At 60.0% G+C, this 25715-nt stretch carries 24 protein-coding genes and 2 pseudogenes; 15 read left to right on the plus strand and 11 right to left on the minus strand.

Annotated features, from left to right (window positions below; genetic code table 11):
• Window positions 1-18 precede the first annotated feature (18 nt).
• Both phaR and AC1DVH_RS03085 read right to left on the minus strand, forming a co-directional pair.
• The gene (gene phaR, locus AC1DVH_RS03080; protein ID WP_477752578.1) at window positions 19-552 is read right to left on the minus strand and encodes a polyhydroxyalkanoate synthesis repressor PhaR; all 534 of its coding nucleotides are present in this window, start codon (window positions 550-552) and stop codon (window positions 19-21) included.
• A 59-nt stretch (window positions 553-611) separates the two neighbouring features.
• Window positions 612-845 (minus strand): annotated as a pseudogene (locus tag AC1DVH_RS03085) (IS630 family transposase); the annotation flags it as partial.
• Window positions 846-1215: 370 nt separating this feature from the next.
• Between AC1DVH_RS03085 and AC1DVH_RS03090 the strand changes: the two are divergent.
• From AC1DVH_RS03090 to AC1DVH_RS03125, 8 genes and pseudogenes are all read left to right on the plus strand, one after another.
• The gene (locus AC1DVH_RS03090; protein WP_477752579.1) at window positions 1216-1410 is read left to right on the plus strand and encodes a type II toxin-antitoxin system HicA family toxin; all 195 of its coding nucleotides are present in this window, start codon (window positions 1216-1218) and stop codon (window positions 1408-1410) included.
• Window positions 1407-1739 (plus strand): type II toxin-antitoxin system HicB family antitoxin, encoded by a 333-nt coding sequence (locus tag AC1DVH_RS03095; RefSeq protein ID WP_477752580.1) that lies wholly within the window; start codon window positions 1407-1409, stop codon window positions 1737-1739. Before AC1DVH_RS03090 ends, AC1DVH_RS03095 begins: the two co-directional genes overlap by 4 nt.
• Window positions 1740-1798: 59 nt before the next feature.
• A pseudogene (locus tag AC1DVH_RS03100) lies at window positions 1799-2214 on the plus strand (6-aminohexanoate hydrolase); the annotation flags it as partial.
• Window positions 2215-2253: 39 nt separating this feature from the next.
• A complete protein-coding gene (locus tag AC1DVH_RS03105) occupies window positions 2254-2574 on the plus strand; it encodes a YbjQ family protein (protein WP_477752581.1) in 321 nt (106 codons plus the stop codon).
• A 146-nt stretch (window positions 2575-2720) separates the two neighbouring features.
• Window positions 2721-2909, plus strand: coding sequence for a hypothetical protein (locus AC1DVH_RS03110; RefSeq protein ID WP_032829518.1), 189 nt, complete (start codon window positions 2721-2723; stop codon window positions 2907-2909).
• A gap of 312 nt (window positions 2910-3221) precedes the next feature.
• Window positions 3222-3590: a hypothetical protein gene (locus AC1DVH_RS03115; protein ID WP_007988063.1), complete on the plus strand. Its 369-nt coding sequence runs from the start codon at window positions 3222-3224 to the stop codon at window positions 3588-3590.
• A 113-nt stretch (window positions 3591-3703) separates the two neighbouring features.
• Window positions 3704-4171 carry a glycine zipper domain-containing protein gene (locus AC1DVH_RS03120; RefSeq protein ID WP_477752621.1) on the plus strand — a complete coding sequence of 156 codons (468 nt, stop codon included), beginning with the start codon at window positions 3704-3706 and terminating at the stop codon, window positions 4169-4171.
• 16 nt (window positions 4172-4187) lie between these two features.
• Window positions 4188-4370 carry a hypothetical protein gene (locus AC1DVH_RS03125; RefSeq protein WP_477752582.1) on the plus strand — a complete coding sequence of 61 codons (183 nt, stop codon included), beginning with the start codon at window positions 4188-4190 and terminating at the stop codon, window positions 4368-4370.
• Window positions 4371-4400: 30 nt separating this feature from the next.
• Here AC1DVH_RS03125 and AC1DVH_RS03130 read toward each other — a convergent pair whose 3' ends face one another.
• Window positions 4401-7712: an RHS repeat-associated core domain-containing protein gene (locus AC1DVH_RS03130; protein ID WP_477752583.1), complete on the minus strand. Its 3312-nt coding sequence runs from the start codon at window positions 7710-7712 to the stop codon at window positions 4401-4403.
• 247 nt (window positions 7713-7959) lie between these two features.
• Between AC1DVH_RS03130 and AC1DVH_RS03135 the strand changes: the two genes are divergently transcribed.
• Window positions 7960-8655 carry an HAD-IA family hydrolase gene (locus tag AC1DVH_RS03135; protein ID WP_477752584.1) on the plus strand — a complete coding sequence of 232 codons (696 nt, stop codon included), beginning with the start codon at window positions 7960-7962 and terminating at the stop codon, window positions 8653-8655.
• 51 nt (window positions 8656-8706) lie between these two features.
• Here AC1DVH_RS03135 and AC1DVH_RS03140 read toward each other — a convergent pair whose 3' ends face one another.
• Entirely contained in the window at window positions 8707-9453 is a 747-nt protein-coding gene (locus AC1DVH_RS03140) for a 3-oxoacyl-ACP reductase family protein (protein WP_477752585.1), read from the minus strand.
• Between the two features lie 124 nt (window positions 9454-9577).
• Here AC1DVH_RS03140 and AC1DVH_RS03145 point away from each other — a divergent pair, with 124 nt between their 5' ends.
• A complete protein-coding gene (locus AC1DVH_RS03145) occupies window positions 9578-10501 on the plus strand; it encodes a LysR family transcriptional regulator (protein WP_477752586.1) in 924 nt (307 codons plus the stop codon).
• 130 nt (window positions 10502-10631) lie between these two features.
• On the opposite strand, the gene AC1DVH_RS03150 is transcribed toward AC1DVH_RS03145, so the two are convergent.
• The 3 genes from AC1DVH_RS03150 to AC1DVH_RS03160 all read right to left on the minus strand — a co-directional run bounded on the left by AC1DVH_RS03150 (window position 10632) and on the right by AC1DVH_RS03160 (window position 14241).
• Entirely contained in the window at window positions 10632-11360 is a 729-nt protein-coding gene (locus tag AC1DVH_RS03150) for an aspartate/glutamate racemase family protein (protein ID WP_477752587.1), read from the minus strand.
• 56 nt (window positions 11361-11416) lie between these two features.
• Complete coding sequence (locus AC1DVH_RS03155) at window positions 11417-12958, minus strand: NCS1 family nucleobase:cation symporter-1 (RefSeq protein WP_477752588.1); 1542 nt, start codon at window positions 12956-12958, stop codon at window positions 11417-11419.
• A gap of 548 nt (window positions 12959-13506) precedes the next feature.
• A complete protein-coding gene (locus tag AC1DVH_RS03160) occupies window positions 13507-14241 on the minus strand; it encodes a phosphoadenylyl-sulfate reductase (RefSeq protein ID WP_477752589.1) in 735 nt (244 codons plus the stop codon).
• Between the two features lie 173 nt (window positions 14242-14414).
• On the opposite strand from AC1DVH_RS03160, the gene thrH reads away from it, so the two are divergent.
• The gene (gene thrH, locus AC1DVH_RS03165; protein ID WP_477752590.1) at window positions 14415-15032 is read left to right on the plus strand and encodes a bifunctional phosphoserine phosphatase/homoserine phosphotransferase ThrH; all 618 of its coding nucleotides are present in this window, start codon (window positions 14415-14417) and stop codon (window positions 15030-15032) included.
• 125 nt (window positions 15033-15157) lie between these two features.
• On the opposite strand, the gene pabB is transcribed toward thrH, so the two are convergent.
• The 4 genes from pabB to rloA form a co-directional block, all read right to left on the minus strand.
• Window positions 15158-16501 carry an aminodeoxychorismate synthase component I gene (gene pabB / locus AC1DVH_RS03170; RefSeq protein ID WP_477752591.1) on the minus strand — a complete coding sequence of 448 codons (1344 nt, stop codon included), beginning with the start codon at window positions 16499-16501 and terminating at the stop codon, window positions 15158-15160.
• Window positions 16502-16637: 136 nt separating this feature from the next.
• Window positions 16638-17624, minus strand: coding sequence for an alpha-L-glutamate ligase-like protein (locus AC1DVH_RS03175; RefSeq protein WP_477752592.1), 987 nt, complete (start codon window positions 17622-17624; stop codon window positions 16638-16640).
• Entirely contained in the window at window positions 17624-19159 is a 1536-nt protein-coding gene (gene rloB, locus AC1DVH_RS03180) for an osmotic stress tolerance membrane protein RloB (RefSeq protein ID WP_477752593.1), read from the minus strand. Before rloB ends, AC1DVH_RS03175 begins: the two co-directional genes overlap by 1 nt.
• A 5-nt stretch (window positions 19160-19164) precedes the next feature.
• Complete coding sequence (rloA, locus tag AC1DVH_RS03185; protein ID WP_217837642.1) at window positions 19165-19701, minus strand: retropepsin-like aspartic peptidase RloA; 537 nt, start codon at window positions 19699-19701, stop codon at window positions 19165-19167.
• A 297-nt stretch (window positions 19702-19998) separates the two neighbouring features.
• Here rloA and AC1DVH_RS03190 point away from each other — a divergent pair, with 297 nt between their 5' ends.
• From AC1DVH_RS03190 to acnD, 4 genes are all read left to right on the plus strand, one after another.
• Window positions 19999-20718: a GntR family transcriptional regulator gene (locus AC1DVH_RS03190; protein WP_218431358.1), complete on the plus strand. Its 720-nt coding sequence runs from the start codon at window positions 19999-20001 to the stop codon at window positions 20716-20718.
• The gene (prpB, locus tag AC1DVH_RS03195; RefSeq protein ID WP_477752594.1) at window positions 20715-21605 is read left to right on the plus strand and encodes a methylisocitrate lyase; all 891 of its coding nucleotides are present in this window, start codon (window positions 20715-20717) and stop codon (window positions 21603-21605) included. Before AC1DVH_RS03190 ends, prpB begins: the two co-directional genes overlap by 4 nt.
• 164 nt (window positions 21606-21769) lie before the next feature.
• Window positions 21770-22897, plus strand: coding sequence for a bifunctional 2-methylcitrate synthase/citrate synthase (gene prpC / locus AC1DVH_RS03200; RefSeq protein WP_477752595.1), 1128 nt, complete (start codon window positions 21770-21772; stop codon window positions 22895-22897).
• A gap of 203 nt (window positions 22898-23100) precedes the next feature.
• Complete coding sequence (gene acnD / locus AC1DVH_RS03205) at window positions 23101-25695, plus strand: Fe/S-dependent 2-methylisocitrate dehydratase AcnD (protein ID WP_477752596.1); 2595 nt, start codon at window positions 23101-23103, stop codon at window positions 25693-25695.
• The last annotated feature ends 20 nt before the right edge of the window (window positions 25696-25715 follow it).

Here is a 25715-nt window from a genome sequence, read left to right on the forward strand (position 1 = left end):
ACACCGATGGCGATGGGTTTATTCCCCATCGCCATTTTTTTTCGACCCGCCACCCGCGCCTGGCTTGCCTGACGGTGTGCCGCCGAACAGGCCAAAGAGGTTCTGAGTGTTCAGGTAGAGGGCTTTTGACTGGTCGACGTACTGGCGCATCAAATCCTGCATGACCGGTGCTTGCTGATGCATGAACTCACCCCAGGCTTCAGAGGACTGAGCGCCGGTCTGGGTCTGGATGTCGATGACCGTCTGGATGCTTTTGTCCAGGTAGCTGCCGAGGACGCCCTGGTAAGGACCGTAGAACTGGATAATCCCCATGAGCATCTCAATGGAGAAGATCGGCTCACCACCACTTTCGGCTTCCAGAATGACCTGCAGCAAAATACTTCGGGTCAGATCCTCGCCAGTCTTGGCGTCGACCACCTCGAAGGGGATTTTATCGATGACCAATTGACGAATATCCGCAAGGGTCAAATGACTGCTGGTGTGCGTGTCATACAGGCGGCGATTCGGGTACTTCTTGATCAGACGGGTGGTGTTCCGACTGTTATCTGTCATGTGGGGCTACTCACAGCGAGCCTGATTTGCAGGCATCTTATCCTACTCTGACCACTGCCACTCCAATGCGTCGCCTCACGCGGCACGCGCTGGGTGGTCAGCGTACGAACTTTCTTCATCTTTTGAGTGCTGAGCTTGCGAGGCTGGCCACTTCGAGGCAGGGGCGTTCAATTCCTCAAGACCCGCCTGCGGATAGCGTTTTCGTCATTTGAACACCACAGGTTCTGGGGGCTGGGCTGATTGCTGATGTCTCTGGGCGTTAATCCAACACTCTGTGCACCGGCTCCTAAGTTGGCTAAGCAACGCTGAGCAAACAGGGTGCGCTTCTGTGATCGCCACATAGATTAGCGTGGGGGGGGAGGGACCAGCTAAAAACGCAGCAAGCGTAACGCTTTACGCAACTCTCGGAAATTGCCTACAAGCCCGGCGAGAGTCACCCCGATATCCTGCTTGCCGTGCAAAACAAACCCTTCCACACAAAAACGCCGCTTTCCTGATCTGGATAAGCGGCGTTTTTTTACGCACGTGTCAGAGGCTGCTCCCACGCATCAGCGATGTCATTCGCGGTTGCTAAATCTCGTGCGGTATCATGATTTAATACCATGAACAATAAACAACTCAGCGCCCTCAAAGCCATATTTTCAAGACCCACCTCCGGCCACCATGGAGTGGTCCCGCATCGAATCCTTGTTCAGCGCTGCAGGGGCCATAACCATCGAAGGTAATGGATCGCGAGTACGTTTTGAACTGAACGCAGTGGTCGCCACCTTCCACCGGCCGCACCCCGACAAAGAAGCCAAGCCCTATCAGGTGCGTGACGCCCGGGCTTTTCTTGAACAAGCAGGAGTTACCCCGTGAACGTAATGAACTACAACGGCTACTCAGCCCGGATCGAATACAGCGATGAAGACGGTCTGTTTGTCGGCCACATTGCGGGCATCAAGGATGTTGTCGGGTTTCACGGCGAGTCAGTCAAAGAACTTCGCACCGCATTTGAAGCGGCCGTCACCGATTATCTGGAGACTTGCGCCAAACTCGGCCGCACCCCACAGAAACCCTATTCAGGCCATCTCAGTCTGCGCCTGGCCCCAGCCCTTCACGCGACGGTTGCTGTGAAAGCTCAGTTAGCCCACAAAAGTATCAATCAGTGGGTTGCTGATGTTCTTGATCGCGAGGCGCATGCTTAAGCAGTGAATAAGCCGATCCGGCTGTAGACTGCTCAAACTCTTCGAACGGAATCGATATCATGCTCCATCCTCACGCCAGTTTTCGCGGCGCAGCCAAGCTCATCGCGGCTGTGTCGATTGTTGCCATGTCATCAATGGCCCTCGCATCCGCCCCTGCAACTTTTCCCGACGCTGAAGCCAGTGACCCTGCCAAACTCGGCTGGATGGTCGGTTCGCCACCCCCCGCTGATCGCACTGTGCGTTTTGAAGACGGCAGCTATTTCCAGTTCCCGGCAATGCGCTGGAGTGTTTCGAACTTTCGGCAACTGATGCCGACGATCAACGTTTCTCGCGGCCTGGGGGCTCCGGTTCCTCTGGAGATAGCACTACGCAAAGATATCGACGGGATCAGTTTCGTCCCGCTTGGCGCCAGGGCACCCATGACCTGGGAGCAATCCCTCGCGGGAAAGTTGTCTACGAGCGCTATTTCGGCGTTTGATGTGCTGGCTGAATTTCTGAACAGCAAGGAACACCCATGATCACCACCACAACCCACTCCATTGAAGGCCGACAAATTACCGCCTACCTGGACATCGTCAGCGCCGAGTCGGTGCAAGGGATCAACATTGTTCGAGACGTATTTGCCGGGATGCGCGATTTTTTCGGCGGACGCTCCCAGACACTGGAGCGAGCGTTGAAAGAAGCACGCATTCAGGCCACCGATGAAATCAAGGAGAGGGCGCAGGCGCTTCAGGCGGACGCGGTGGTCGGGCTTGATTATGAGATCAGTATGCCGGCCGGCAAAGGCGGGATGGTCGTGGTGTTCGTGACCGGGACTGCGGTCAAGTTGGGGTGAAAGGTGAGAAGCCATTCGTCGCTCACGGGGAAATAAGAACGGCAGGTCCATTAGTGACCGTCTAGTCTCAAAAACCTTGGCGGTCGATATTGTTCGGCAAAAGGGCTTGCCGGTGTCGATCCCGCTTTTTGACAAGGGGTGAAGAGATGGCTGATCCGTATATCGAGGACGATGGCGCAGAGTTTCCGATCAACAATTCCGTGCGGTGTGGCCAGACCCAGTATGTGGCCAGTTTCGGCGAGGACCAGACAGAGGTCGACAAGATCAAGACCAGGGCGTGCCGGGTACTGAAGGGCAAATTCTTACCCAAGGTGACAGCACCGGTCAGGAAGTAACCGAATGTTAGGCAGACCCCCTCATTGAACGGGGTTTTTAATGTCTGAAAGGGTTTTATGACAAGTATTTTAAAGTGGTGATCTTTCACAAACTTTTCACAGCAGTCTCCGTAATCTCGACTCATCCGTTAGAAAGCAACACCTGGCCCGTTTCCCCAGCGGGCTTTTTTTTGTCCGTCATAAAACCTTTTCCAGAAATGCTGTCCAACCGTCGCCAATCGCGAAGTTGGACCGGCGTGCTGGACTTTATCCGCGCAAAAGCATTCAATCTCGCCCCCTTTTTGTTTACCCCTATTGTTTGAGGTTTTTGTCATGCGTTTAACACTGCCTGCTCTGGTTCTGGGGCTTCTGGTTGCTCAAGGTGCAATGGCTGGTGACGGCACTGCCGCGCTGGGCGGTGGCTTGGGCGGCGCGTTGGGTAACGTGGTCGGCCAGAAGATGGGCGGCAGCACTGGTGCAGCGATTGGTGCGGGCGTCGCTGGCGCGGCGGGCAGCGCAGTTGCCGCCAAAAAAGGTCATCGCACCAGCGCTGCTATCGGTGGCGGTGTCGGCGCGGCCGGTGGTTCGGTGATCGGTAACAGCCTTGGCGGCAAGTCCGGTGCCACCATCGGTGCAGGCCTGGGCGGTGCATTGGGCGGCGGCGTAGGCAGCAACCTGGCCAATGGTCACAAGCGCCACTGATCCTGATTCAGATTTGAAAAGAGCCCGGCCTGATGCCGGGCTTTTTCATTTATGAACGTTTCACGCCGCAGCAGCTCAAATCTTCCATACCCTGGAAGAATGCGAGGCGTGCCATGAACCCGAAAACCAACGGCAAAAAAAACGGAAGCCTGAGTGCTCGACTATTGATGGTGCCTGCGATTGTTTTTGGATTGCTGGTCTCTCAGGTGGCGCTGGCGGGAGGTAATGGAGATGCCGCGGTAGGCGGTGGTCTTGGTGGGGTGCTGGGCAACGTTGTCGGTGGCCAGGTGGGCGGCAGTACGGGCGCAGCGATTGGTGCAGGTGTCGGCGGAGCGGCTGGCAGTGCCATTGCCGCGCCCAAGCACAGTCGCACCGAGGCGGCGGTAGGCGGTGGTTTGGGAGCGGCGGGTGGATCGGTGGTCGGCAACAGTCTTGGCGGTTCGACCGGATCGGCCATCGGTGCAGGCCTGGGCGGTGCAGCTGGCGGTGCGGTTGGCAATAATCTGGGGAGTGACAGCGGTCACTCCCATTCCGGTAACGGTTATAAACACGCGAACAAGCACCACAAAAAGCATCACTAGTTGAGCGAGGCATCCCATGACTGCGAAAAGCGAAGGCAAGGAAGAAAAGGACCCGAGCGGACTGCCATCCATCAACGATCCCGGCAATGAAGATCCGGGATCGCTGATGGATGATGCGACGGTGCCGCTTAACGATGCTGATGATTTGGGCGATGTGGGGAATATTGAGTTGGAAGATGAGGAAGAGGACGAAGATTGATCGAGTCGTGTTGCCGGATTGACCGGTTGTCTAGCTGATCGAATGCGTCCATCGCCCAGTCCTCGATATGTCGTGGCCTGAGTCTGCGTGATGCAAGTATCGGTTTGGAGGTTTTGGAGAGGGCGCATTGGGTCCACACTCATCAACCTTTACCCCACCCACCCCATTTGTCGCCGAGCCCCTGGCCTTGTTCGCCAGTGGACAGTTCCCCTTCGACCCCAGCGGATCAACCCACCCAGTCGGGTTCCGGGTGTACCGATACGGGTTCAACCCTGCGGCCAACTTGAGCGGATTCGGCGTCATATAACGACCGATGTCCGGATGGTAGTAGCGATGCCGGTTGTAGTGCAGGCCACTCTCAGCATCGAAGTATTGCCCCTGAAACCGTAGCGGCTGTTCGAGTCGCTCGCCGTCGCCGTGACTCAGTTCGCGCAGTTTGCCGTGGGCGGTGTATTTGGCCGACCAGACGATGACGCCGCCGTAGCTGGTCAGTTCCTGCGGGGTGCCGAGGTGGTCGAGTTGGTAGTAGAGCGGGCAGGCGTCTACCCGGCCTTTGCCGTCGAGCAGCGCCAGCGGGCGGAAGCTGCCGGGCTCATAGACGTAGCTGCGGTAGTGTCGGGGGCCGCTTTCGGCGATGAGTTGGTCGCCTTGCCAGAAGAATTGCGTGGTCTGGCCGTCGACGGTTTTGCCGATGCGCCGGCCGAACGCGTCGTAGCAGTAGCTGACACGTTTACCGTCCGGGGTGCTGACGCCGATCAGGCGGTGCTGGCTGTCGTAGGTGTATTCGGTGACCTGGGTCGGCATACCGCGGCGTTCGCGGATCAGGTTGCCGAAGGCGTCGTAGTCGTAGTGGCTGTCGAAACGGCGACGCAAACAGTTGCCCTCAAGCACACACGGGCCGGGGCGGTCGTGGATCAGCAGATTGCCGGCCGGGTCATGGGTGAAATTCTCCGCGAACTGGTCGCGGGCGTGGCGTACGCCGGTCAGGCGGTCGAGCGCATCGTATTGGTAGCGGCGTGAACCGTGGCGGCTGTCGGTAATCTGCAGGAGGTTGCCCTTGATGCTGTAGGCATACTTGCGGCGAAATAGCGGTCGGTGCTTTTGGCCGACGGCATGGGCCTGCAAACGGCCTTGCTCGTCGTAGGCGTAATCGCTGAGGAGCAGGCCCTGTTGGCGTTGTTGTTCGCGCCCGCCGACAAAGCGATGGCTGGTCAGGCGCGTGCCGTTGAGGTCAATGGCCGTGAGGTCGCCCCCCTTGGCGTGGTGGTAGACGAGGACACAGGCGTCCGGCAGGCGCAGGCGCTTGAGCCGACCGCAGGCATCATAGCCGTAACTCAGGGTGCCCCAGCCCTGACGCTCGGAGATCAGCCGGTCCTGGCGGTCGTATTCGAACGCCAGCGGATGGTCCTGGCCGTCATCGACGCGGACCAGTCGCCCGAGGTTGTCATAGCGGTACTCGACCTTGACCCCATCGGGCAGGGTTTTGACCAGTAACCGCCCAGCGCTGTCACGTTGATAACCGGTAACCAGCAGCGAACTGTCGTCGCCAAACTCGGTTTTCTTCAGCAATTGGCCATTGAGGTCGTAGCTGTAGGCGATACGACGGCCATCAAAGCCGGTTTCCTGTCGGATCAATCCGCCTGGGGTGTAATCCAGCCGGTAAGTGTCGCCAACCTCGTTTTCGATCTCGGTGAGCAACAATTGCGCATGGTCGTAGCGGTATTTCAGCGCGCTGCCGTCGGGGTTGATTCGACGGCTGACCAGGCGCAGGTCGTCGGCGTATTCGTAACGGGTTACCCGTCCCAGTTCGTCGGTGTCGGCGGTGACCTGGCCATAGGCGTTGTAGCGATAGGCACGGCGGGCACCGGAGGGCCGCGTGGTCCGGGTCAGTCGACCCACGGCGTCCCATTCATAACCGGTGACGGCACCGTGTTCGTCCTGCCGGGTAATCCGCCGCCCCAACGCATTGTAGGAAAAAGTGCGCTGAGCACCGTCCGGCAGGGTCTCTTCCAGCAATTGTCCCAAGGCGTTCCAGACATACCGGTGACCGCTCTGGTCGGGGAAACGGATCGTCAGCAAGCGCCCCTGCGAGTCGTAGAAATAGCGGGTGATCTGCCCGTCGGGATCGGTGACGGCAGTGATGTCGCCCTGGGCATTGCGCTGGTAGCTCCATGTCGCCTGACCGCAGATGCGGGTATGCAGGAAACCGTTGCGATACTCGTAGGACGTGAGCGCCTCATCCGGCGCAAGCAGCGCGATCAGCCGGCCGACCTCGTCATAATGGTATTCGGTGACAGCGCCGAGGGCGTCCTGTTCGGCGATCAGACGGCCCTGATCGTCGTAGGCCTTGTGCTGCTCACCGCCATCCAGCCCGACGTGGTGTAGCAACCGTGCACGGTCGTCATGAACGTAAACCTCTTCGCTACCGTCGGCGTTGTTCACCGTCACGCCGCCTTGATCGTCCCAGGCGTAACGCGCCTCTATCTGCGCAAACGAGGCCCAGTGATGAATGCAGCGGGCCGTCTTGCCGGAGCGTTCCCACGCCCAGAAGAAACTCGCGCCGCCAGCCAGTTGCCGTTGAAGGATGATGTGCTGATCGTCGTAGTCATAGCGCTCGCTTTCACCCGCGGCATTGGTCGCCTCGATCAGACGCTGGCGGGCGTCGTAGCGGTAGCTGACCAGTGTCTGTTCGGTGCGCCAGGTGGACGCCTTGGGGCCGCTGCGCTGAAACACCTGATAGTCGACGGCCACCAGGTGCTTGACATCGTAACGCAGCAACAAGGCGCGATCGGCGCCGTTGTCCAGGCGTTGGATCCGGTCAAAGCGGTCCCGCTGCACCGTCACGTGGTTGCCGTAGGCGTCGCTGATCGCGCTGAGCCGGCCGCCATGAAAGTGGTAGAACCGCGCGCAGTCGCCGGCCAGGGCGAGGATCAGTTCGTCCGGCTCCTCGCCGAGGTAAATCGCCGCCCGCGACAGGCTGTTGTGGATCACCGGGCGCGTCGCCGTTGGCCGTGGAAATGGCGTACGGTGGTTTTCGGGGTCGATCCACAGCACCCGCTCGTCGTGGAGTTCCAGGTGCTGGGACAGCGAATGGCTCCAGCCAAAACCGAGGCCGGTGTCGAGTTCGACGGCACTGGTGCGATAGATGCGGTTGAAGTCGAACGGCAAGATCCCGTCGAGGGTGCTGTCCGTGAAGGTCAGCAATACTTCGCCGGTGACCATCGACACCGGGCAGTTGTGGGTGGCGATGCACTCGATTGTGTCGATACTGGTGGCGAACCTGTGCACCTGTGTCAGTGGACCGCTGGCGGGACATGCCAATACCTTTTGGGGATCGAACATCTGCAGACTTTCGCTTGGCGGAATGTAGGACGTGAGACTCTGCGGAGGATCTTCAAGGAAAGAAGTCGGGAAAGTTGGCGTTTGATGTAGGGCGAATCGCTAATTCACGAGAGCCATTCGGCGTGGATCAGGATTTCATCGTTGCTCTAAGCCAGCGACGCTCGCTATGCTGCTGAATCCTTTAATCCATTCGGGGGCGGGCTTCACCTGCGCCGCCCGGGATGCCCTGGAAAACGGATCAGATGCGATGAATGCACCACTGAAAACATTCGGCCCGATCAAGGCCGTGATTTTCGATATGGACGGCTTGTTGCTGGATACAGAGGGCATCTACACCGAAGTCACGTCCATCATTGCCGCGCGTTACGGGCGGACGTTCGACTGGAGCATCAAACAGAACATTATCGGCCGCGGTGCAGGTGATCTGGCGTGCTATGTGGTTGAAGCGCTGGACCTGCCGATTACCGCCGAAGAGTTCCTGATAATCCGCGAACCGCTGATGCGCGAGCGTTTTCCTACAGCGCAGGCAATGCCTGGCGCACAGGAGCTGGTACGGCATCTGAAGGCCAACAACATACCCATTGCCGTGGGCACCAGTTCTTCGAGCCAGTCGTTCGGCCAGAAAACCACCCTGCACCGCGACTGGTTCGCCTTGTTCGACTTCATCGTCACCGCCGATGACCCCGAGGTGGGTGCCGCCAAACCGGCACCGGATATTTTCCTGACGGCGGCGCGGCGTCTGGGCGTTGCACCCGAAGATTGCCTGGTGTTCGAGGATTCGCCCTTTGGTGTTACTGCGGCGAAAGCAGCGGGGATGACGGCGATTGCAATTCCGGATGCGGCAATGGCCGACGCCAGGTATGCACACGCCGATGGCATTCTTCGTACGTTGAAGGCGTTCGAGCCGGGCGCTTGTGGTTTACCGGCGCTTGAGTGGACCTGACGACTGAAAATCTGGGAGCGAGCAGGCTCGCTCCCCCAGGACTGACAAATGTCAGGCGCCAAAGCCACCGTCGATGGTCAGGCTGGCCCCTGTGATGTAGCCGGCTTCAGGGCTGACAAGATAGGCGACGAAACTGGCGATCTCTTCGGCCTTGCCGTAACGGCCCACGGCCATCAGCGGGATCAGGCTTTGCGCAAAGTCACCGTGGGCCGGGTTCATGTCGGTGTCGACCGGACCCGGTTGCACGTTATTGATGGTGATGCCTTGCGGGCCGAGATCACGGGCCAGGCCTTTGGTCAGGCCGACCAGTGCCGACTTGCTCATGGCGTATGGGCCGCCACCGGCGAAGGGCATGCGGTCGGCGTTGGTGCTGCCGATGTTGATGATGCGTCCGCCTTCGGTCATGTATTTGGCGGCGGCCTGTGTAGCGATGAACACGCTGCGCACGTTGATGGCCAGGGTCTGGTCGAAGTCTTCGAGTTTGAACTCGGCCAGCGGTGCGACGGCCAGTACGCCGGCATTGTTGACCAGGATATCCAGGCGACCGAAAGCGTCTACCGTGGCGGACACGGCGCCGCGAATGGCGTCGGCGTCGGCGCTGTCGGCCTTGATGGCCAGGGCCTTGCCGCCTTTGGCGGTGATGCTGTCTTGCAGTTCTTCAGCTTTTGCCGTGGAGCTGACATAGGTGAAGGCAACGGTTGCGCCTTCAGCAGCCAGGCGCTTGACGATGGCTGCGCCAATGCCGCGGGAACCACCTTGAATCAATGCCACTTTGCCGCTGAGGTTCTGAGTAGTCATGTCGATCTCCAAGTCCCGAGGCGAGATGTCCCGGTTGATGGAGGCTAGTATCGATTCAGGATTCCATGCTGTGTAGACCATAATCGCGATAGTCTGTGTAAACCAAAAGTTTATAGTGGCGCCTATGGAAACCTTCAACAGTATCGAATGCTTTGTGCGCAGCGCTGAGGTCGGCAGCTTCGCCGAGGCCGCGCGGCGTCTGAGCCTGACACCGGCGGCGGTAGGCAAGAGCGTCGCCAAGCTCGAAGCGCGGCTGGGCGTCAGATTGTTTCAGCGCAGCACTCGCAGCCTGACGCTGACGGAGGCCGGCCAGTTGTTTCTCGGCGAAGTCAGCGGCAGCCTGCACACCATCCAGAATGCCGTGGCCAATCTCGCCAGTGCCGGAGGGCAGCCGGCCGGCACCTTGAAAGTCAGCATGGGGACGGTATTTGGCTGCCTGTACATTGTGCCGATGCTCGGTGAGTTTCTGCGGCGATTCCCGGCGATCAACCCGGACTGGCACTTCGACAACCGCCAGGTCGATCTGATCGGGCAAGGTTTCGACGCGGCAATCGGCGGTGGCTTCGAATTACCCCAGGGCGTGGTGGCACGCCGGCTGAGTCCCGCGCATCGGGTGTTGGTGGCTACGATGGACTACCTGGAGACACATGCGGCGATCAGCGAGCCGGATGACCTCAAGCACCATGACGGGATTCTTATCCGCTCGCCGCAGACCGGACGGGTACGCTCCTGGCAGTTGACCCATCGCAATCAGCAACACAGCCCGTTGACGCTCAAGGCGCGGATGACCATGAGCGATTCCGAGGCCGCCTGCGCCACGGCTGCGCAGGGTTTGGGCATTGCGCTGGTGAGCATGCCGTTTGCCTCGGGTTATCTGGAGTCGGGCAGGTTGCAGCGGGTGTTGCCGGACTGGTACATCGATGATGGTTACACCTCCATCTATTACGCCGAACACAAGCTGCTGCCCGGCAAAACCCGGGCGTTTGTCGATTTCATCATTGAGCAGTTTGCCGAACGGGGGTTGGAGCGGAGGTTCAGTGCGGTTTGAGTCAGGCTCAGGACCGAGGCGCGGCCATCGCGGGCAAGCCACGCTCCCACAGGTTTKGCGTCGTATACATCACTGAGGTGCGACGCCAAACCTGTGGGAGCGAGCTTGCTCGCGAAGGGGGCACCGCGGTCTACCGGGCAAACCGCGCCGGCCAGCCAATGATGTTCTTCGGCCGCGGTGCCGCATAAGTCCGCACTTTCGACGTCGACAGCCCCAGTCGCACCAAGGACTCGGCAATGGTCACCGCCGCCGTCACGCCATCCACCACCGGTACCCCGGTACGCCGGCGAATCTGCTCGTCCAGCCCGGCCATGCCGCCGCAGCCCAGGCAAATCACTTCGGCCTTGTCCTGGGTCACCGCCAGTTCGGCCTGATGCACGATGGCCTCCAGTGCGCGTTGCGGTTCGTGTTCCAGTTCCAGCACTGCCAAACCACTGGCCCGTACCGAGGCGCAACGGTCCCAGAGGCCGGAGAGCTTGAGGCGATCTTCGATCAGCGGCACGGTGCGATCGAGGGTGGTGACCACGGAATAGGCGTGTCCGAGAAACATCGCCGTGCTGGCGGCGGCATCAGTGATGTCCACCACCGGCACATTGAGCAGTTCCTGCAAGCCTTCACGGCCGTGCTCGCCATAGCCGGCCTGGATCACGGCGTCGAATGGCTGGTCGTAGGACATCACCCGATCCATGACCGCGATGGCCGCCAGGTAGCTTTCGAAATTGCCTTCGATGGAGTCGGCGCCGAAGTGCGGGGTGAGGCCGACGATTTCCGTGCCGRGCGACGCGACGGCTTGCGCCGAACGGGCGATGGCCTGGGTGATGGATTCGGTGGTGTTGACGTTGACCACGAGAATGCGCATTGAAAGTCCTTATTGCAGTTGGTTCTGCGGCCCGACCACGCCGGGCCGCGACAGGATCAGTGGCTGACGTTGTCGACGGCGATGGCTTCGCCGCTGACATCGGCGTAGTGCGGTTGGCGCTTGGCGATGATCAGGTAGAGCATCCCGGCGATGCCGGCACCGATCAGCCAGGAGAACGGCGATACGCTGTGGAACCCTGGCACCAGGGCCAGGACGATGGCGATCAGGGCAGCGGGAATGAACGCCGCCACGGCGCGCAAATTGACCCCGCGGCTGTAGTAATACGCGCCGTTCGGGTCTTCGCTGTACAACTGCGGCACGTTGACCTGGCCTTTGCGTACCAGCCAGTAGTCGACCATGATCACCCCGTACAGCGGGCCGAGCAGGGCACCGAGGCCGGACAGGAAATACACGATCACCAGCGGACTGTTGTAGAGGTTCCACGGCAGGATCAGCACGGCGATGGTCGCGCTGATCAGCCCGGCGCGGCGGAAGGTCAGGTACTTGGGCGCCAGGTTGCTGAGTACGAACGCCGGGGCGACGAAGTTGGCCATGATGTTCACCGCCACGGTGACGATCAGGAATGCCAGGCAGCCGAGCACCAGGAAGAAGGTGTTGGGGATCGAGGCGATGATTTCGGTCGGGCTTTCGATGATCCGGCCATTGATCTGAAATTGCGCGCCGCACAGCAGGACCGTGATGCTGGCGAATACCAGGATATTCACCGGCAAGCCCCAGAAATTTCCGACCTTGATGGTCTTGCGGCACGGCGAAGAGCGGGCGAAGTCGCAGAAGTTGAGGATCAAGGTGCCGTAGATCGCCAGCCACAGTGCGCCACCGGCAAAGATGTTGCGCCACATCTCACCGCCAGTCAGCGGCTCGCGGATCGACCAGGCAATCGTCGCATCGGCCTGGGTGTACATCCACGCGGCGAGTGCGGCGACGGTCAGCAGAATCACCGGGCCGGCAAACGCCTCGTAGCGCCGCACCATCTCCATGCCATAAGCAAGGATCGCCAGTTGCACGAACCAGATCGCGACGAAACACACCCAGCCCAGGGTCGACAGGCCGAGGATCGAGTCGTGGTCGTAGTCGGCGAACCCTGGATGGACCGCCGTCAACAGCACGCGAAACACCACGGACGCAAGGTACGTCTGAATACCGAACCAGGCGATGGCGATCACGGCGCGGATCAATGCAGGAATCTGCGCACCATGAATGCCGAAACTGATCCGGCTGATGACCGGAAACGGCACCCCGGTTTTCTGGCCCATGTAGCCAGACAGGTTCATGAAGAAGTAAACCAGCGCCGCGCCGATACCCAGGGACAGCAGGATCTGCCAGCCACCCAGACCCAAAGCGTACAGACCGATGGCAAACGAGTAGTTGGCAATGTTGTGAACGTCGTTGGTCCATAGGGCAAAGATGCTGTAGCGGCCCCAGCGCCGGCCTTCGGCCTTGGTCGGTGCCAGGTCCTTGTTGTGCAGTCGGGGGCTGAGCACCACGGGGGCGTGATGCGCCTGGTTGTCGGCGGTGTGGGTGGAATGGGAAGAGGGTAGATCCAGCGCGATGTTGTTATTGGAGAGACTAGTACGCATTCCGGCAGGCTCCTGATGCTCGACGCCGCGATGACTGTGCATGAGCGTTGGCTCGACAAATCTTCGTCGCGGGTGGCGAATATCATTGGTTACGGGGCATCTGCAGCCTGTACGGGATAGGGCGCTTCAGGCTTGCGGATATAAAGTGTGCGTATGTTTTGATTTGATTGTATACAAAACATGTATGCACTTAAGCCAGATTTGTGCCAGTTGCGATTCTATAAAAACCAGTGCTCATTTCGTTTTGTTATCGAAAACGAATAACTGACTGAAAAATAGAAAATTTAAATTGACCGATTGAACAGGTATTTATTTTTGGAGAGGGAGGATGTGGGCGAGGTGATGAGAAAGGAGATGTAACTTTTTGGGGCGCTGAAACTAAAAGTGCACACACAAATGGCACTTATGGTGACATTCGTGTGTACACGTTGTGTGTTGTGGCACATTGACTCTGTAGGAGCGAGCTTGCTCGCGAAAAACTCGAGAGCGTCGCGGGGGAATCAGGTTTACAGCGTTTTCGTTGACGACCATCGCGAGCAAGCTCGCTCCTACCCCTTGCTGATGATATTCCCCGCATGCAACCCGCATTCCTTCTGCGTCGCTTCTTCCCACCACCAGCGGCCTTCACGCTCATGCTGGTTCGGCAGTACCGGGCGGGTGCAGGGTTCGCAGCCGATGCTGATGAAACCGCGTTCGTGCAGGCTGTTGTACGGCAGTTCCAGCATGCGGATGTAGCCCCAGATCTCTTCACTGGTCATTTGCGCCAGCGGGTTGAACTTGTACAAGGTGCGTTCCGGGGTGGAGAACGCGGTGTCGATTTCCATCACTGCGACGGCGCTGCGGGTGCCGGGGCTCTGGTCCCGGCGCTGGCCGGTGGCCCAGGCTTTCACGCCGGACAGCTTGCGGCGCAGCGGTTCGATCTTGCGGATACCGCAGCATTCGCCATGGCCGTCCTTGTAGAAACTGAACAGGCCTTTTTCCTTCACGAAGGGTTCGAGTTTGGTGTGGTCCGGCGACACCAGCTCGATGTCGATCTTGTAGTGCTCGCGCACCTGATCGATGAAGCGGTAGGTCTCGGGGTGCAGGCGGCCGGTGTCGAGACTGAACACTTTGACGTTCTTGTTCAGCTTCCAGGCCATGTCCACCAGCACCACGTCCTCGGCACCGCTGAAAGATATCCACAGGTCATCGCCGAACTCGGCAAAAGCGAGCTTCAGGATGTCCTGGGCGGATTTGTTGGCATAGGTCGTGGCGAGTTCCACGACGTCGAACGTTGGGCTCATCAGGGCGGCTTCCTACAGGTCGGTGGCGCTGGGCGCTCTATATGGGGTCGATGGTAACAAAAAGCTGCACGGGCCGGGGCATCCTCTGCGTTGCGCAGGCAGGCCCGAGTCGCTAGAGTTCGGCAGGCTTTATGCTCGCTCGACTCAATAATCAATACAAATGGGAGTGTCTTGTGGAAATTGCCTGTCTGGATCTTGAAGGTGTGCTGGTCCCGGAAATCTGGATCGCCTTCGCCGAAAAAACCGGGATCGAGTCCCTCAGGGCCACCACCCGGGACATTCCCGACTACGACGTGCTGATGAAGCAGCGCCTGCGGATTCTCGACGAGCACGGCCTGAAACTTTCCGACATTCAGGAAGTGATCGCCACGCTCAAGCCACTGGATGGCGCCATCGAGTTCGTCGACTGGCTGCGCGAGCGCTTCCAGGTAGTGATCCTGTCGGACACCTTCTATGAGTTCTCCCAGCCACTGATGCGCCAACTGGGCTTCCCGACCTTGCTCTGCCATCGTCTGATTACCGACGACAGCGGGCGCGTCACTGGCTACCAGTTGCGTCAGAAAGATCCCAAGCGTCAGTCGGTCCTGGCCTTCAAGAGCCTCTACTACCGGGTGGTCGCAGCGGGGGATTCCTACAACGACACCACGATGCTGGGCGAGGCCGATGCCGGGATTCTGTTCCATGCGCCGGAAAACGTGATTGCGCAGTTCCCGCAGTTCCCGGCGGTGCACACGTTTGAAGAGCTGAAGCAGGAGTTCATCAAGGCTTCGAACCGGACGTTGAGCCTGTAAGTACATTTCCTGTAGGAGCGAGCTTGCTCGCGATGAATCTGAAAACGCTGCGGGATGTCAGGCATGCCGCGTTATCGTTGACGACCATCGCGAGCAAGCTCGCTCCTACAGGGACGGGTGTGGTGTCAGAGGTTTTGCAGGGTATCGAGCAATACCTTCACCTTGGTGATCGACTCCTGATATTCAGCCTGCCACTCCGAGTCCGCGACAATCCCGCCGCCGCCCCAGCAACACACCTGCCCGTCCTTGACCAGCAAGCTGCGGATGGCGATGGAGCTGTCCATTTCGCCACGCACGTCCAGGTAGACCAATGAACCGCAATACAGTCCGCGTCGGGTCGGTTCCAGCTCATCGATGATCTGCATGGCGCGAATCTTTGGCGCGCCGGTAATCGAGCCCCCCGGGAAGCTGCCAGCAATCAGGTTCAGGGCATCGCGGTCATCCGCCAGTTCACCGGTGACACTGCTGACCAGGTGATGCACGTTCGGATAGCTTTCCAGGCTGAACAGTTCCGGTACCCGAACCGAACCGGTGCGGCAGGTCCGGCCGAGGTCATTGCGCAGCAGGTCGACGATCATCAGGTTTTCCGCGCGATCCTTGGGGCTGGCCAGCAGTTCGGTGGCGTTCGCGGCGTCTTGCTCAGGCGTCAGGCCCCGAGGTCGAGTGCCCTTGATCGGGCGGGTTTCCACATGGCGCTGGCTGACTTTGACGAAGCGTTCCGGCGACAGGCTGAGTACGGCATCGCCGTCAGGCAAGCTCTGGAAACCGGAAAAAGGCGTCGGGCACGCTGCGCGCAGTGCGCAGTAAGCGGTCCAGGGATCACCTTGGCAGGGCGCACGAAAACGCTGGGCGAAGTTGACCTGATAACAGTCGCCGGCCTGAATGTATTGCTGGATGCGCTCGATTGCCTGTTGATACTGGTCAGCGCTCAAGTCGGCAGTCATCGGGGTGAGCAGTTTGAAGGGCGCGACCACTTCCGGTGCAGGCTGGCTGAACAGATCGATCAGGCGCTGGCGTTCGCCGGTGGGCAGTGTCGGGTGGAACACCAATTGACTGGTCAGCGAAAGGTGATCGCTGACCAATGCCCAGCCGTACAGGCCGAAACGCGCGTCAGGCAGTTGCAGGTCGTCCTGTGCCTGGCTCGGCAGGCGCTCCAGATGCCGGCCGAAGTCGTAACTCAGGTAGCCGATCAATCCACCGGCAAACGGCAACTCATAAGGTACCGGCAGAGTCGCTTCGCCCAGGCGTGTCAGGTTATCGCGCAGGCGTTGCAGGAAGGCATCGCCACTTTCGTCGGGCGATACCGTCAGTTGTTCCAGTGGCCAGGCGCTGAGCAGGTCATAGCGACCGCGGTCAGCACTGGGGCGGCCGCTGTCGAGCAGCACGGCGCCGGGGGCATGGCGAATCGCCGCGAAGTATTGGGCGGGGTTGGCGCGATAGGGCAGCGGGTGTACGGAGCAGGTCAACATGGGCGGGGGAAGTCAGCCATCGAGGCGGGGTGGCGATTGTAGTCCTCTGCAGGATTTGGTCCTAGAGGGAAGGCACATCGGAAGCGACTGAAATTACATTCTGTGGCGAGGGAGCTTGCTCCTTCGCCACAAAAGATCAACCCTCGACCGCAGGAATGTGCCCAAACATCTCCTGTACAAACGCCACACGCTCTTTGACCGATTCGGTCACGCCACGAGCCTTGAGGTCTTCCATTCGTGCTTCCACCGCATGAGTACGCAACGTCAGCCCGCAGTCATTGGCAATCTGAATATTCAGCCCAGGCCGGGCGTTGAGTTCAAGAATCAACGGGCCTTTTTCCTGGTCCAGGACCATGTCGACTCCGATGTAGCCCAACCCGCACAATTCATAACAGCCGGCGGCGAGTTTCATGAAACCGTCCCAGTAGGGCAGTTGCACGCCATCCACTGCATTGGTGGTGTCCGGGTGTTTGTTGATGATGTTGTTCAGCCAGGTGCCGCGCAGGGTCAGGCCGGTGGCCAGATCCACACCGACGCCGATGGCGCCCTGGTGCAGGTTGGCCTTGCCGTTGGACTGGCGGGTCGGCAAGCGCAACATGGCCATCACCGGGTAACCCATCAAAACAATGATGCGAATGTCCGGCACGCCTTCGTAACTGATGCTCTTGAAGATCTGGTCCGGAATCACGCGGTATTCGATCAGGGCCCGGTCGCGGTGACCGCCCAGGGAGTACAGGCCGGTCAGGATGCTGGAAATCTGATGCTCGATTTCTTCATGGCTGATGATCCGGCCGGACACCGAGCGATAGCGGCCTTCAAAGCGGTCGGCGATGACCAGGATGCCGTCGCCGCCAGCGCCCTGGGCCGGTTTGATCACGAAGTCGCTGCGTGCGCCGATGATCTCTTCGAGATTGTCGATTTCCTTCTCGGTGGAGATTACGCCATACAGCTCGGGCACATGGATGCCAGCGGCGATGGCGCGCTCCTTGGTGATGATCTTGTCATCGACGATCGGGTACAGRCTGCGCTTGTTGTACTTGAGCACGTAGTCTGCGTTGCGCCGATTGATCCCCATGATGCCCTGGGCTTCCAGGGCCTTCCAGGTCTTCCAGAAGCCGAACATCAGGCGTCAGCCTTTTTCAGGAAGGCCTTGAAGCGCACCAGTTCGGTCAGGCGATAACCGCGATAACGCCCCATGGCCAGCATGAAGCCCACCAGGATCAGCAGGATCGCCGGGAAGGTGAACACGAAGTACACCAGTTCCGGCACGGTCATGATCAGGTGCGCCAGGGACGCGGCGAACAGCGTGCCGATGGCCACTTTCATGGCGTGGCCGCCGCCGCGTTCTTCCCAGGTGATCGACAGGCGTTCGATGGTCATGGTCAGGATCACCATCGGGAACAGCGCCACCGACAAGCCACGCTCCAGGCCGAGTTTATGGCTGAACAGGCTGATCGCCGCAATCAACACCACCACGAACGTCAGCACCACCGACAGCCTCGGCAGCATTTGCAGTTTCAGGTGTTCGAGGTAGGAACGCAGCGACAGGCCCAGCGCCGTGATGATGGTAAACAGCGCGATACCGAAGCCGAGCTGGGTTTCGCGGAAGGCCAGGGCGATCAGCACCGGGGTGAAGGTGCCCAGGGTCTGGATGCCGATCAGGTTGCGCAGGATCAGGATCACCAGCACGCCGATCGGGATCATCACCATGATCATGAAGGTCTGCTGGGTTTGCAGCGGCAGGCCGTACAGCGAATATTCGAGGAAGTTGGCGTCGGTGTTTTCGTCGGTCAGCTTGGCCAGGCGAATGGCATTCATTTCGCTGTTGTTCAGGCTGAAGGTCACGTTGGCTTTCTTGCCACCATCGACGGTGATCAGGTTTTCGTCGCCGGTCCACCACAGCAGGCGGTCGGTCGGCAGGCCCTGTTCACCGGTTTCCGGATTGAAGTACAGCCAGTCGGTGCCGTTGAAACTGCGCAGCCACAGTTCCGGGATTTGCGGCTGATCGGCCACCAGGCGGATGGTGTGGACCTTCTCGATCGGCACGTGGGCGACGGACAGCAGCAACTCGACGATTTTCGCCTTGTGCGCGGTGGACGGATCACCGGCCAGCAACAGCTTCACGTTGTCGTCGTTGAGGTTGTTGACCCGCTTGATGGCTTCGCCGACGAAGGTTTCGACGTCGGCCGAGTGCTGGCGAATCGGAGCAAGCAGGGCTTCGGCGGCGATTTTTTCCGGGCCTTCGATGGTCATGCTGTCGCGAAAGGTCGGGCCTTTGATCTTGGCTTTCTCACCGGAATAACGCTTGGTCAGCACCAGGCGGTAATACAGCGTCTGATTGCCTTTGGCCCGGCGCGCCGACCAGGTGACCTTGCGGTTGCCGTCGACCCGGTTCACGGCCACGCCGTAGTTATTGGAGATGAAGCTCTCGTTGAGGCTGACGAAGTCGCGGCTCAGCGGTGGCACGAACATCTGGATCTTGACCGGGTCCTTGGCACTGGCGACGAACTCGACCTTGGCGTCGATGTTCCACAGGTCGTCGGTGGCGTCTTCGGTCACCGGGATGCCCAGCACGAAGATCTGATAGGCCGTAACTGAAATGCCCAGCGCCACCAGGATGGCGATCAGCAGTTTCAGATGAAGGGTAAGAGAGCGCATTGAAATTACTCGGCGGTATGAGCGTCGGTGGTGCAGGCAGGTTTGCCGGCAGCATATTTAAGGCTGGGGTCAACCAGTGCATCGAAGCGTTTGAGGGCTTCGGAGCCAATCAGTAGCGGATATTGGAAAGCGCTGCGGTCGGTCAGGTTCACTTCGATGCTACGCAGGGCCGAGCCCATGCAGATGTCCAGTTCGATCACCGGGCGGGCGGTGTACTTCTTGCCCTCTTCGGGGTCGTAGTCGCCGGCCCGGCGCTTGATCTTGCTGACACGGGCCAGCGGGCGTTCGATCGGGTGCGAATGGGCGGCGTCGATGGCCAGGTAAAAGCGCACCCATGACTCGCCGTTGCGTTTGAAACGTTTGATATCCCGCGCGCTCAGGGAAGCGGTTTTTGCCCCGGTGTCGAGTTTGGCCGCCACTTCCAGGTCAATGCCATTGAGCGATGCGTACTCATTAAGGCCATACACGGTCTTTTCCCCGGCCATTGCGAAACCAGGCAGACAAAGGAAATAAAGGAAGGCAGGGAAGGGCTTGAGTCTCATAAATCCTGATGCGCAGCGGTCCGACTTGATTCAAGGCCCTGGCATCGCTGCGCAAGCTCCCTCGTATGCCTGTCAGGTTTTTATGACAGGCAGTGCAGATGTGACAAACAAATGCGGGCGGCATTCTAGCACGGTAGTTTGATGGCGCCAGCGCTGGCCGGTGGCTATAAACAGAGGGATTGCTTCGTTATGGTGCAGCCGGTTATCAGAAGATTGTCGACAATATCGATTTAACCTTTGACTGTGTCGCCTGTATTCGTTAGTTTTTGCGGCATTGGCTCACAAGGTGTCGACAATATGCTGGATCAACTCGATCCCCCCGTTTCAACGCAAGACGATACGGAGACCCTGTCCGAGAACGTCTTCCGACGCATTCAGGCGGCTATCGTCAAAGGCGAGATTGCGCCGGGCAGCAAAATCTCCGAGCCGGAGTTGGCGCGCACCTACGGCATCAGCCGTGGCCCGTTGCGCGAGGCCATCCACCGTCTGGAAGGCCAGCGTCTGCTGGTTCGCGTGCCGCATGTCGGCGCCCGGGTGGTGTCGCTCAACCACGCCGAACTGATTGAGCTATACGAAATCCGCGAATCCCTGGAAGGCATGGCCTGTCGCCTGGCCGCCGAGCGCATGAGCCTCGAGGAAATCGACGAACTGCGTCGGGTCCTGGAAACCCACGAGCGCGATGAGGCGTTTCAGGCCGGGAGAGGCTACTACCAGCAGGAAGGCGATTTCGACTTCCATTACCGAATCATCCAGGGCAGCGGCAACCGCACGCTGACCCAAATGCTCTGCGGCGAGCTGTATCAACTGGTGCGCATGTACCGCATCCAGTTTTCCACCACGCCCAATCGCCCGCACCAGGCGTTCGCCGAGCACCACCGCATTCTCGATGCCATCGCCGACCGTGACGGTGAACTGGCCGAGTTGTTGATGCGCCGTCATATCGGCGCCTCCAAACGCAACATCGCCCGTCATTACCAGGACGGCGCTAACCCGACAGCCAAACGAGGTGAGTCATGAGTTTGAACAAGAGCACTCCAGGCCAGCGTTTCCGCGATGCGGTCGCCAGCGAGCATCCATTGCAAGTGGTCGGCGCGATCAACGCCAACCACGCGCTGCTGGCCAAACGCGCCGGTTTCAAGGCGATCTACCTGTCGGGTGGCGGGGTGGCTGCCGGCTCCCTCGGCGTGCCTGACCTGGGCATCACCGGTCTGGATGACGTGCTGACCGACGTGCGCCGTATCACCGATGTTTGCGACCTGCCATTGCTGGTGGATGTGGACACCGGTTTCGGTTCCTCGGCGTTCAACGTCGCTCGCACCGTCAAGTCGATGATCAAGTTCGGCGCCGCGGCGATTCACATCGAAGACCAGGTTGGCGCCAAGCGCTGTGGTCACCGTCCGAATAAAGAGATTGTGACCCAACAGGAAATGGTCGACCGCATCAAGGCCGCCGTCGATGCGCGTACCGATGACAGCTTCGTGATCATGGCCCGTACCGACGCCCTGGCGGTGGAAGGCCTGGAGTCTGCCCTGGATCGCGCCGCCGCGTGCATCGAAGCCGGCGCCGACATGGTGTTCCCGGAAGCCATCACCGAGCTGGACATGTACAAGCTGTTCGCCAACCGCGTGAAAGCGCCGATCCTGGCCAACATCACCGAGTTCGGCGCGACGCCGCTGTACACCACCGAGCAACTGGCCGCTGCCGACGTATCGCTGGTGCTGTACCCGCTGTCGGCGTTCCGCGCCATGAACAAGGCTGCAGAAAACGTCTACACCGCGATCCGTCGCGACGGCACTCAACAAAACGTCATCGACACCATGCAGACCCGCATGGAGCTTTACGATCGCATCGACTACCACACCTTCGAGCAGAAGCTCGATGCGTTGTTCGCCGCGAAGAGGTAGGAGCAAGCTCGCTCGCGATGGTCGTTAACGATGACGCGGGAAAATTGGCACCCCGCGGTGTTCGGTCCACCATCGCGAGCAAGCTCGCTCCTACAGGACCGGGATGATTCCCGACCCGTGTGTTTGCCGATTTCCTAAAAAATTCAAGAATATTGGAGACAAAAATGGCCGAAGCAAAAGTACTCAGTGGCGCCGGGCTCCGTGGCCAGGTAGCCGGGCAAACCGCACTGTCCACCGTGGGCCAGTCGGGTGCCGGTCTGACCTATCGTGGTTATGACGTACGTGAACTGGCGGCTGACGCACAGTTCGAAGAAGTTGCCTATCTGCTGCTGTACGGCGAACTGCCGAGCAAAGCGCAACTTGCAGCCTACATCACCAAGCTGAGCAAGCTGCGTGACTTGCCGCAAGCGCTGAAAGAAGTGCTGGAACGCATCCCCGCCGACGCCCACCCGATGGACGTGATGCGCACTGGCTGCTCGTTCCTGGGCAACCTGGAGCCGGAGAACAACTTCTCCGAGCAGCACGACAAGACCGACCGCCTGCTGGCCGCGTTCCCGGCGATCATGACTTACTGGTATCACTTCAGCCACGAAGGCAAGCGCATCGATTGCGTGAGCGACGAGCAGTCCATCGGCGGCCACTTCCTGCACCTGCTGCACGGCAAGAAACCGAGCGAGCTGCACGTCAAGGTGATGAACGTTTCGCTGATCCTCTACGCAGAGCACGAGTTCAACGCTTCGACCTTCACCGCACGTGTTTGCGCCTCGACCCTTTCCGACCTGTATTCGTGCATCACCGCGGCCATCGGCTCGCTGCGCGGCCCGCTGCACGGCGGTGCCAACGAAGCGGCGATGGAAATGATCGAGCGTTTCTCGTCGCCGGAAGACGCGATCAAAGGCACCCTCGGCATGCTCGAGCGCAAGGACAAGATCATGGGCTTCGGCCACGCGATCTATAAGGACAACGATCCGCGCAACGAGGTGATCAAGGGCTGGTCGAAAAAACTCGCTGACGAAGTGGATGACAAAGTGTTGTTCCCGGTTTCCGAAGCCATCGACAAGACCATGTGGGAGCAGAAGAAACTGTTCCCGAACGCCGACTTCTACCATGCCTCGGCGTACCACTTCATGGGCATTCCGACCAAGTTGTTCACACCGATCTTCGTCTGCTCGCGCCTGACCGGCTGGGCTGCCCACGTGTACGAACAACGTGCCAACAACCGCATCATCCGTCCAAGCGCCGAGTACACCGGCGTTGAACAGCGCAAGTTCGTACCAATCGAACAACGCTGAATGGTGGAGGTCGGCACCGGGATCTGAAATCAACGCAGATCCCTGTGGGRGCGAGCTTGCTCGCGATGACGGGCTGACATTCAACATCAATGTCGCCAGTTACATCGCTATCGCGAGCAAGCTCGCTCCCACAGTGGATTGTGTTCAATTCAAGTCTGGTGCCAGGCCCCACCTTTTGTAACTACCGTGACCGAGTCCTGACGATGAACACTCAATTCCGTAAACCGCTGCCCGGCAGCAAACTGGATTACTTCGATGTCCGCGCAGCGGTCGAGGCGATCCAGCCTGGCGCCTACGACACCCTGCCGTACACCTCCCGTGTGCTGGCGGAAAACCTTGTGCGTCGCTGCGACCCGGCCACGCTCACCGAATCCCTGAAGCAATTCATCGAACGCAAGCGCGACCTCGACTTCCCGTGGTTCCCGGCCCGCGTGGTGTGTCACGATATTCTCGGCCAGACTGCTTTGGTCGACCTCGCCGGCCTGCGTGATGCCATCGCCCTGCAAGGCGGCGACCCTGCACAAGTCAACCCGGTGGTGCCGACCCAACTGATCGTCGACCACTCCCTGGCCGTCGAGCGCGGTGGTTTCGATCCGCAGGCGTTCGAGAAGAACCGCGCCATCGAAGACCGTCGCAACGAAGACCGTTTCCACTTCATCAACTGGACCAAGAAGGCGTTCAAGAACGTCGACGTGATCCCGCCGGGCAACGGCATCATGCACCAGATCAACCTGGAGAAAATGTCCCCGGTGATCCAGGTGCGCGACGGTGTGGCCTTCCCCGACACCTGTGTCGGCACCGACAGCCACACCCCGCACGTCGATGCGCTGGGTGTGATCGCCATCGGCGTTGGCGGCCTGGAAGCAGAGAGCGTGATGCTCGGCCGCGCCTCCTGGATGCGCCTGCCGGAAAGCGTCGGCGTCGAACTGACCGGCAAGCTGCAACCGGGCATCACCGCCACCGACATGGTGCTGGCGTTGACCGAGTTCCTGCGCCAGCAAAAAGTGGTCGGTGCGTGGCTGGAGTTCTTCGGCGAAGGCGCGTCAAAGCTGACCCTCGGCGACCGCGCGACCATCTCCAACATGGCCCCGGAATACGGCGCCACCGCGGCGATGTTCTACATCGACCAGCAGACTATCGACTACCTCAAGCTCACCGGCCGTGAAGACGAGCAGGTGCAGTTGGTCGAGAACTACGCCAAGCAGACCGGCCTGTGGGCTGATAGCCTCAAAGGCGCGCAATACGAGCGCGGCCTGACCTTCGACCTGTCTTCGGTCGTGCGCAACATGGCTGGCCCGAGCAACCCGCACGCCCGTGTCGCGGTTTCGGATCTGGCAGCCAAAGGCATCGCCGGTCAGTGGGAAGACGTACCTGGCCAGATGCCGGATGGCGCGGTGATCATTGCCGCCATCACCAGTTGCACCAACACCAGCAACCCGCGCAACGTGATCGCCGCCGGCCTGCTGGCGCGCAACGCCAACAAGCTCGGCCTGACCCGCAAGCCGTGGGTCAAATCGTCCTTGGCACCGGGTTCGAAAACCGTCGCGCTGTACCTCGACGAAGCCGGTTTGACCGATGAGCTGGAGCAGCTCGGATTCGGCGTCGTGGCCTTCGCCTGCACCACCTGCAACGGCATGTCCGGCGCGCTGGATCCGGTGATCCAGCAAGAGATCATCGACCGCGACCTGTACGCCACTGCCGTGTTGTCCRGTAACCGCAACTTTGACGGCCGGATTCACCCGTACGCCAAGCAGGCGTTCCTCGCGTCGCCGCCATTGGTCGTTGCTTACGCCATCGCCGGTACCATCCGTTTCGACATCGAAAAAGATGTGCTGGGCGTGGTGGATGGCAAGGAAATCCGCCTGAAAGACATCTGGCCGAGCGACGAAGAAATCGACTCGGTGGTGAAGGCCTCGGTCAAGCCGGAGCAGTTCCGTCAGGTCTACATCCCGATGTTCGCCATCCACGAAGACACCGGTCCGAAAGTCGCGCCACTGTACGACTGGCGCGAGATGAGCACCTACATTCGCCGTCCGCCGTACTGGGAAGGTGCATTGGCCGGGGCACGTCCGCTCAAGGGCATGCGTCCGCTGGCGGTGCTGCCGGACAACATCACCACGGATCACCTTTCGCCGTCCAACGCCATCATGCTCGACAGCGCCGCCGGCGAATACCTGGCGAAAATGGGCCTGCCGGAAGAGGACTTCAACTCTTACGCGACTCACCGTGGTGACCACCTGACTGCGCAGCGCGCAACCTTCGCCAACCCGAAACTGTTCAACGAAATGGTTCAGGAAAACGGCAAGGTCAAGCAGGGTTCGCTGGCCCGTGTCGAGCCGGAAGGCAAAGTGATGCGCATGTGGGAAGCCATCGAAACCTACATGGATCGCAAGCAGCCGCTGATCATCATCGCAGGTCAAGACTACGGCCAGGGTTCGTCCCGCGACTGGGCGGCCAAGGGCGTGCGCCTGGCGGGTGTGGAAGCGATTGCCGCCGAAGGTTTCGAACGCATTCACCGCACCAACCTGGTGGGCATGGGCGTGTTGCCGCTGGAATTCAAAGCGGGCACCAACCGTCATACCCTGGCCATCGACGGCAGCGAAACCTACGACGTGATTGGCGAGCGCACGCCACGTGCCGAGCTGACGCTGGTGATCCATCGCAAGAACGGCGAACGCGTCGATGTGCCGGTGACCTGCCGCCTCGATACCGCCGAAGAAGTGTCGATCTACGAGGCTGGCGGTGTGTTGCAACGCTTCGCCCAGGACTTCCTCGAAGAATCGGCGGTCGCCGTCTAAAACAGGCTGTACCGACACGG

The sequence above is a fragment of the Pseudomonas sp. P4_C3 genome (assembly GCF_056402075.1).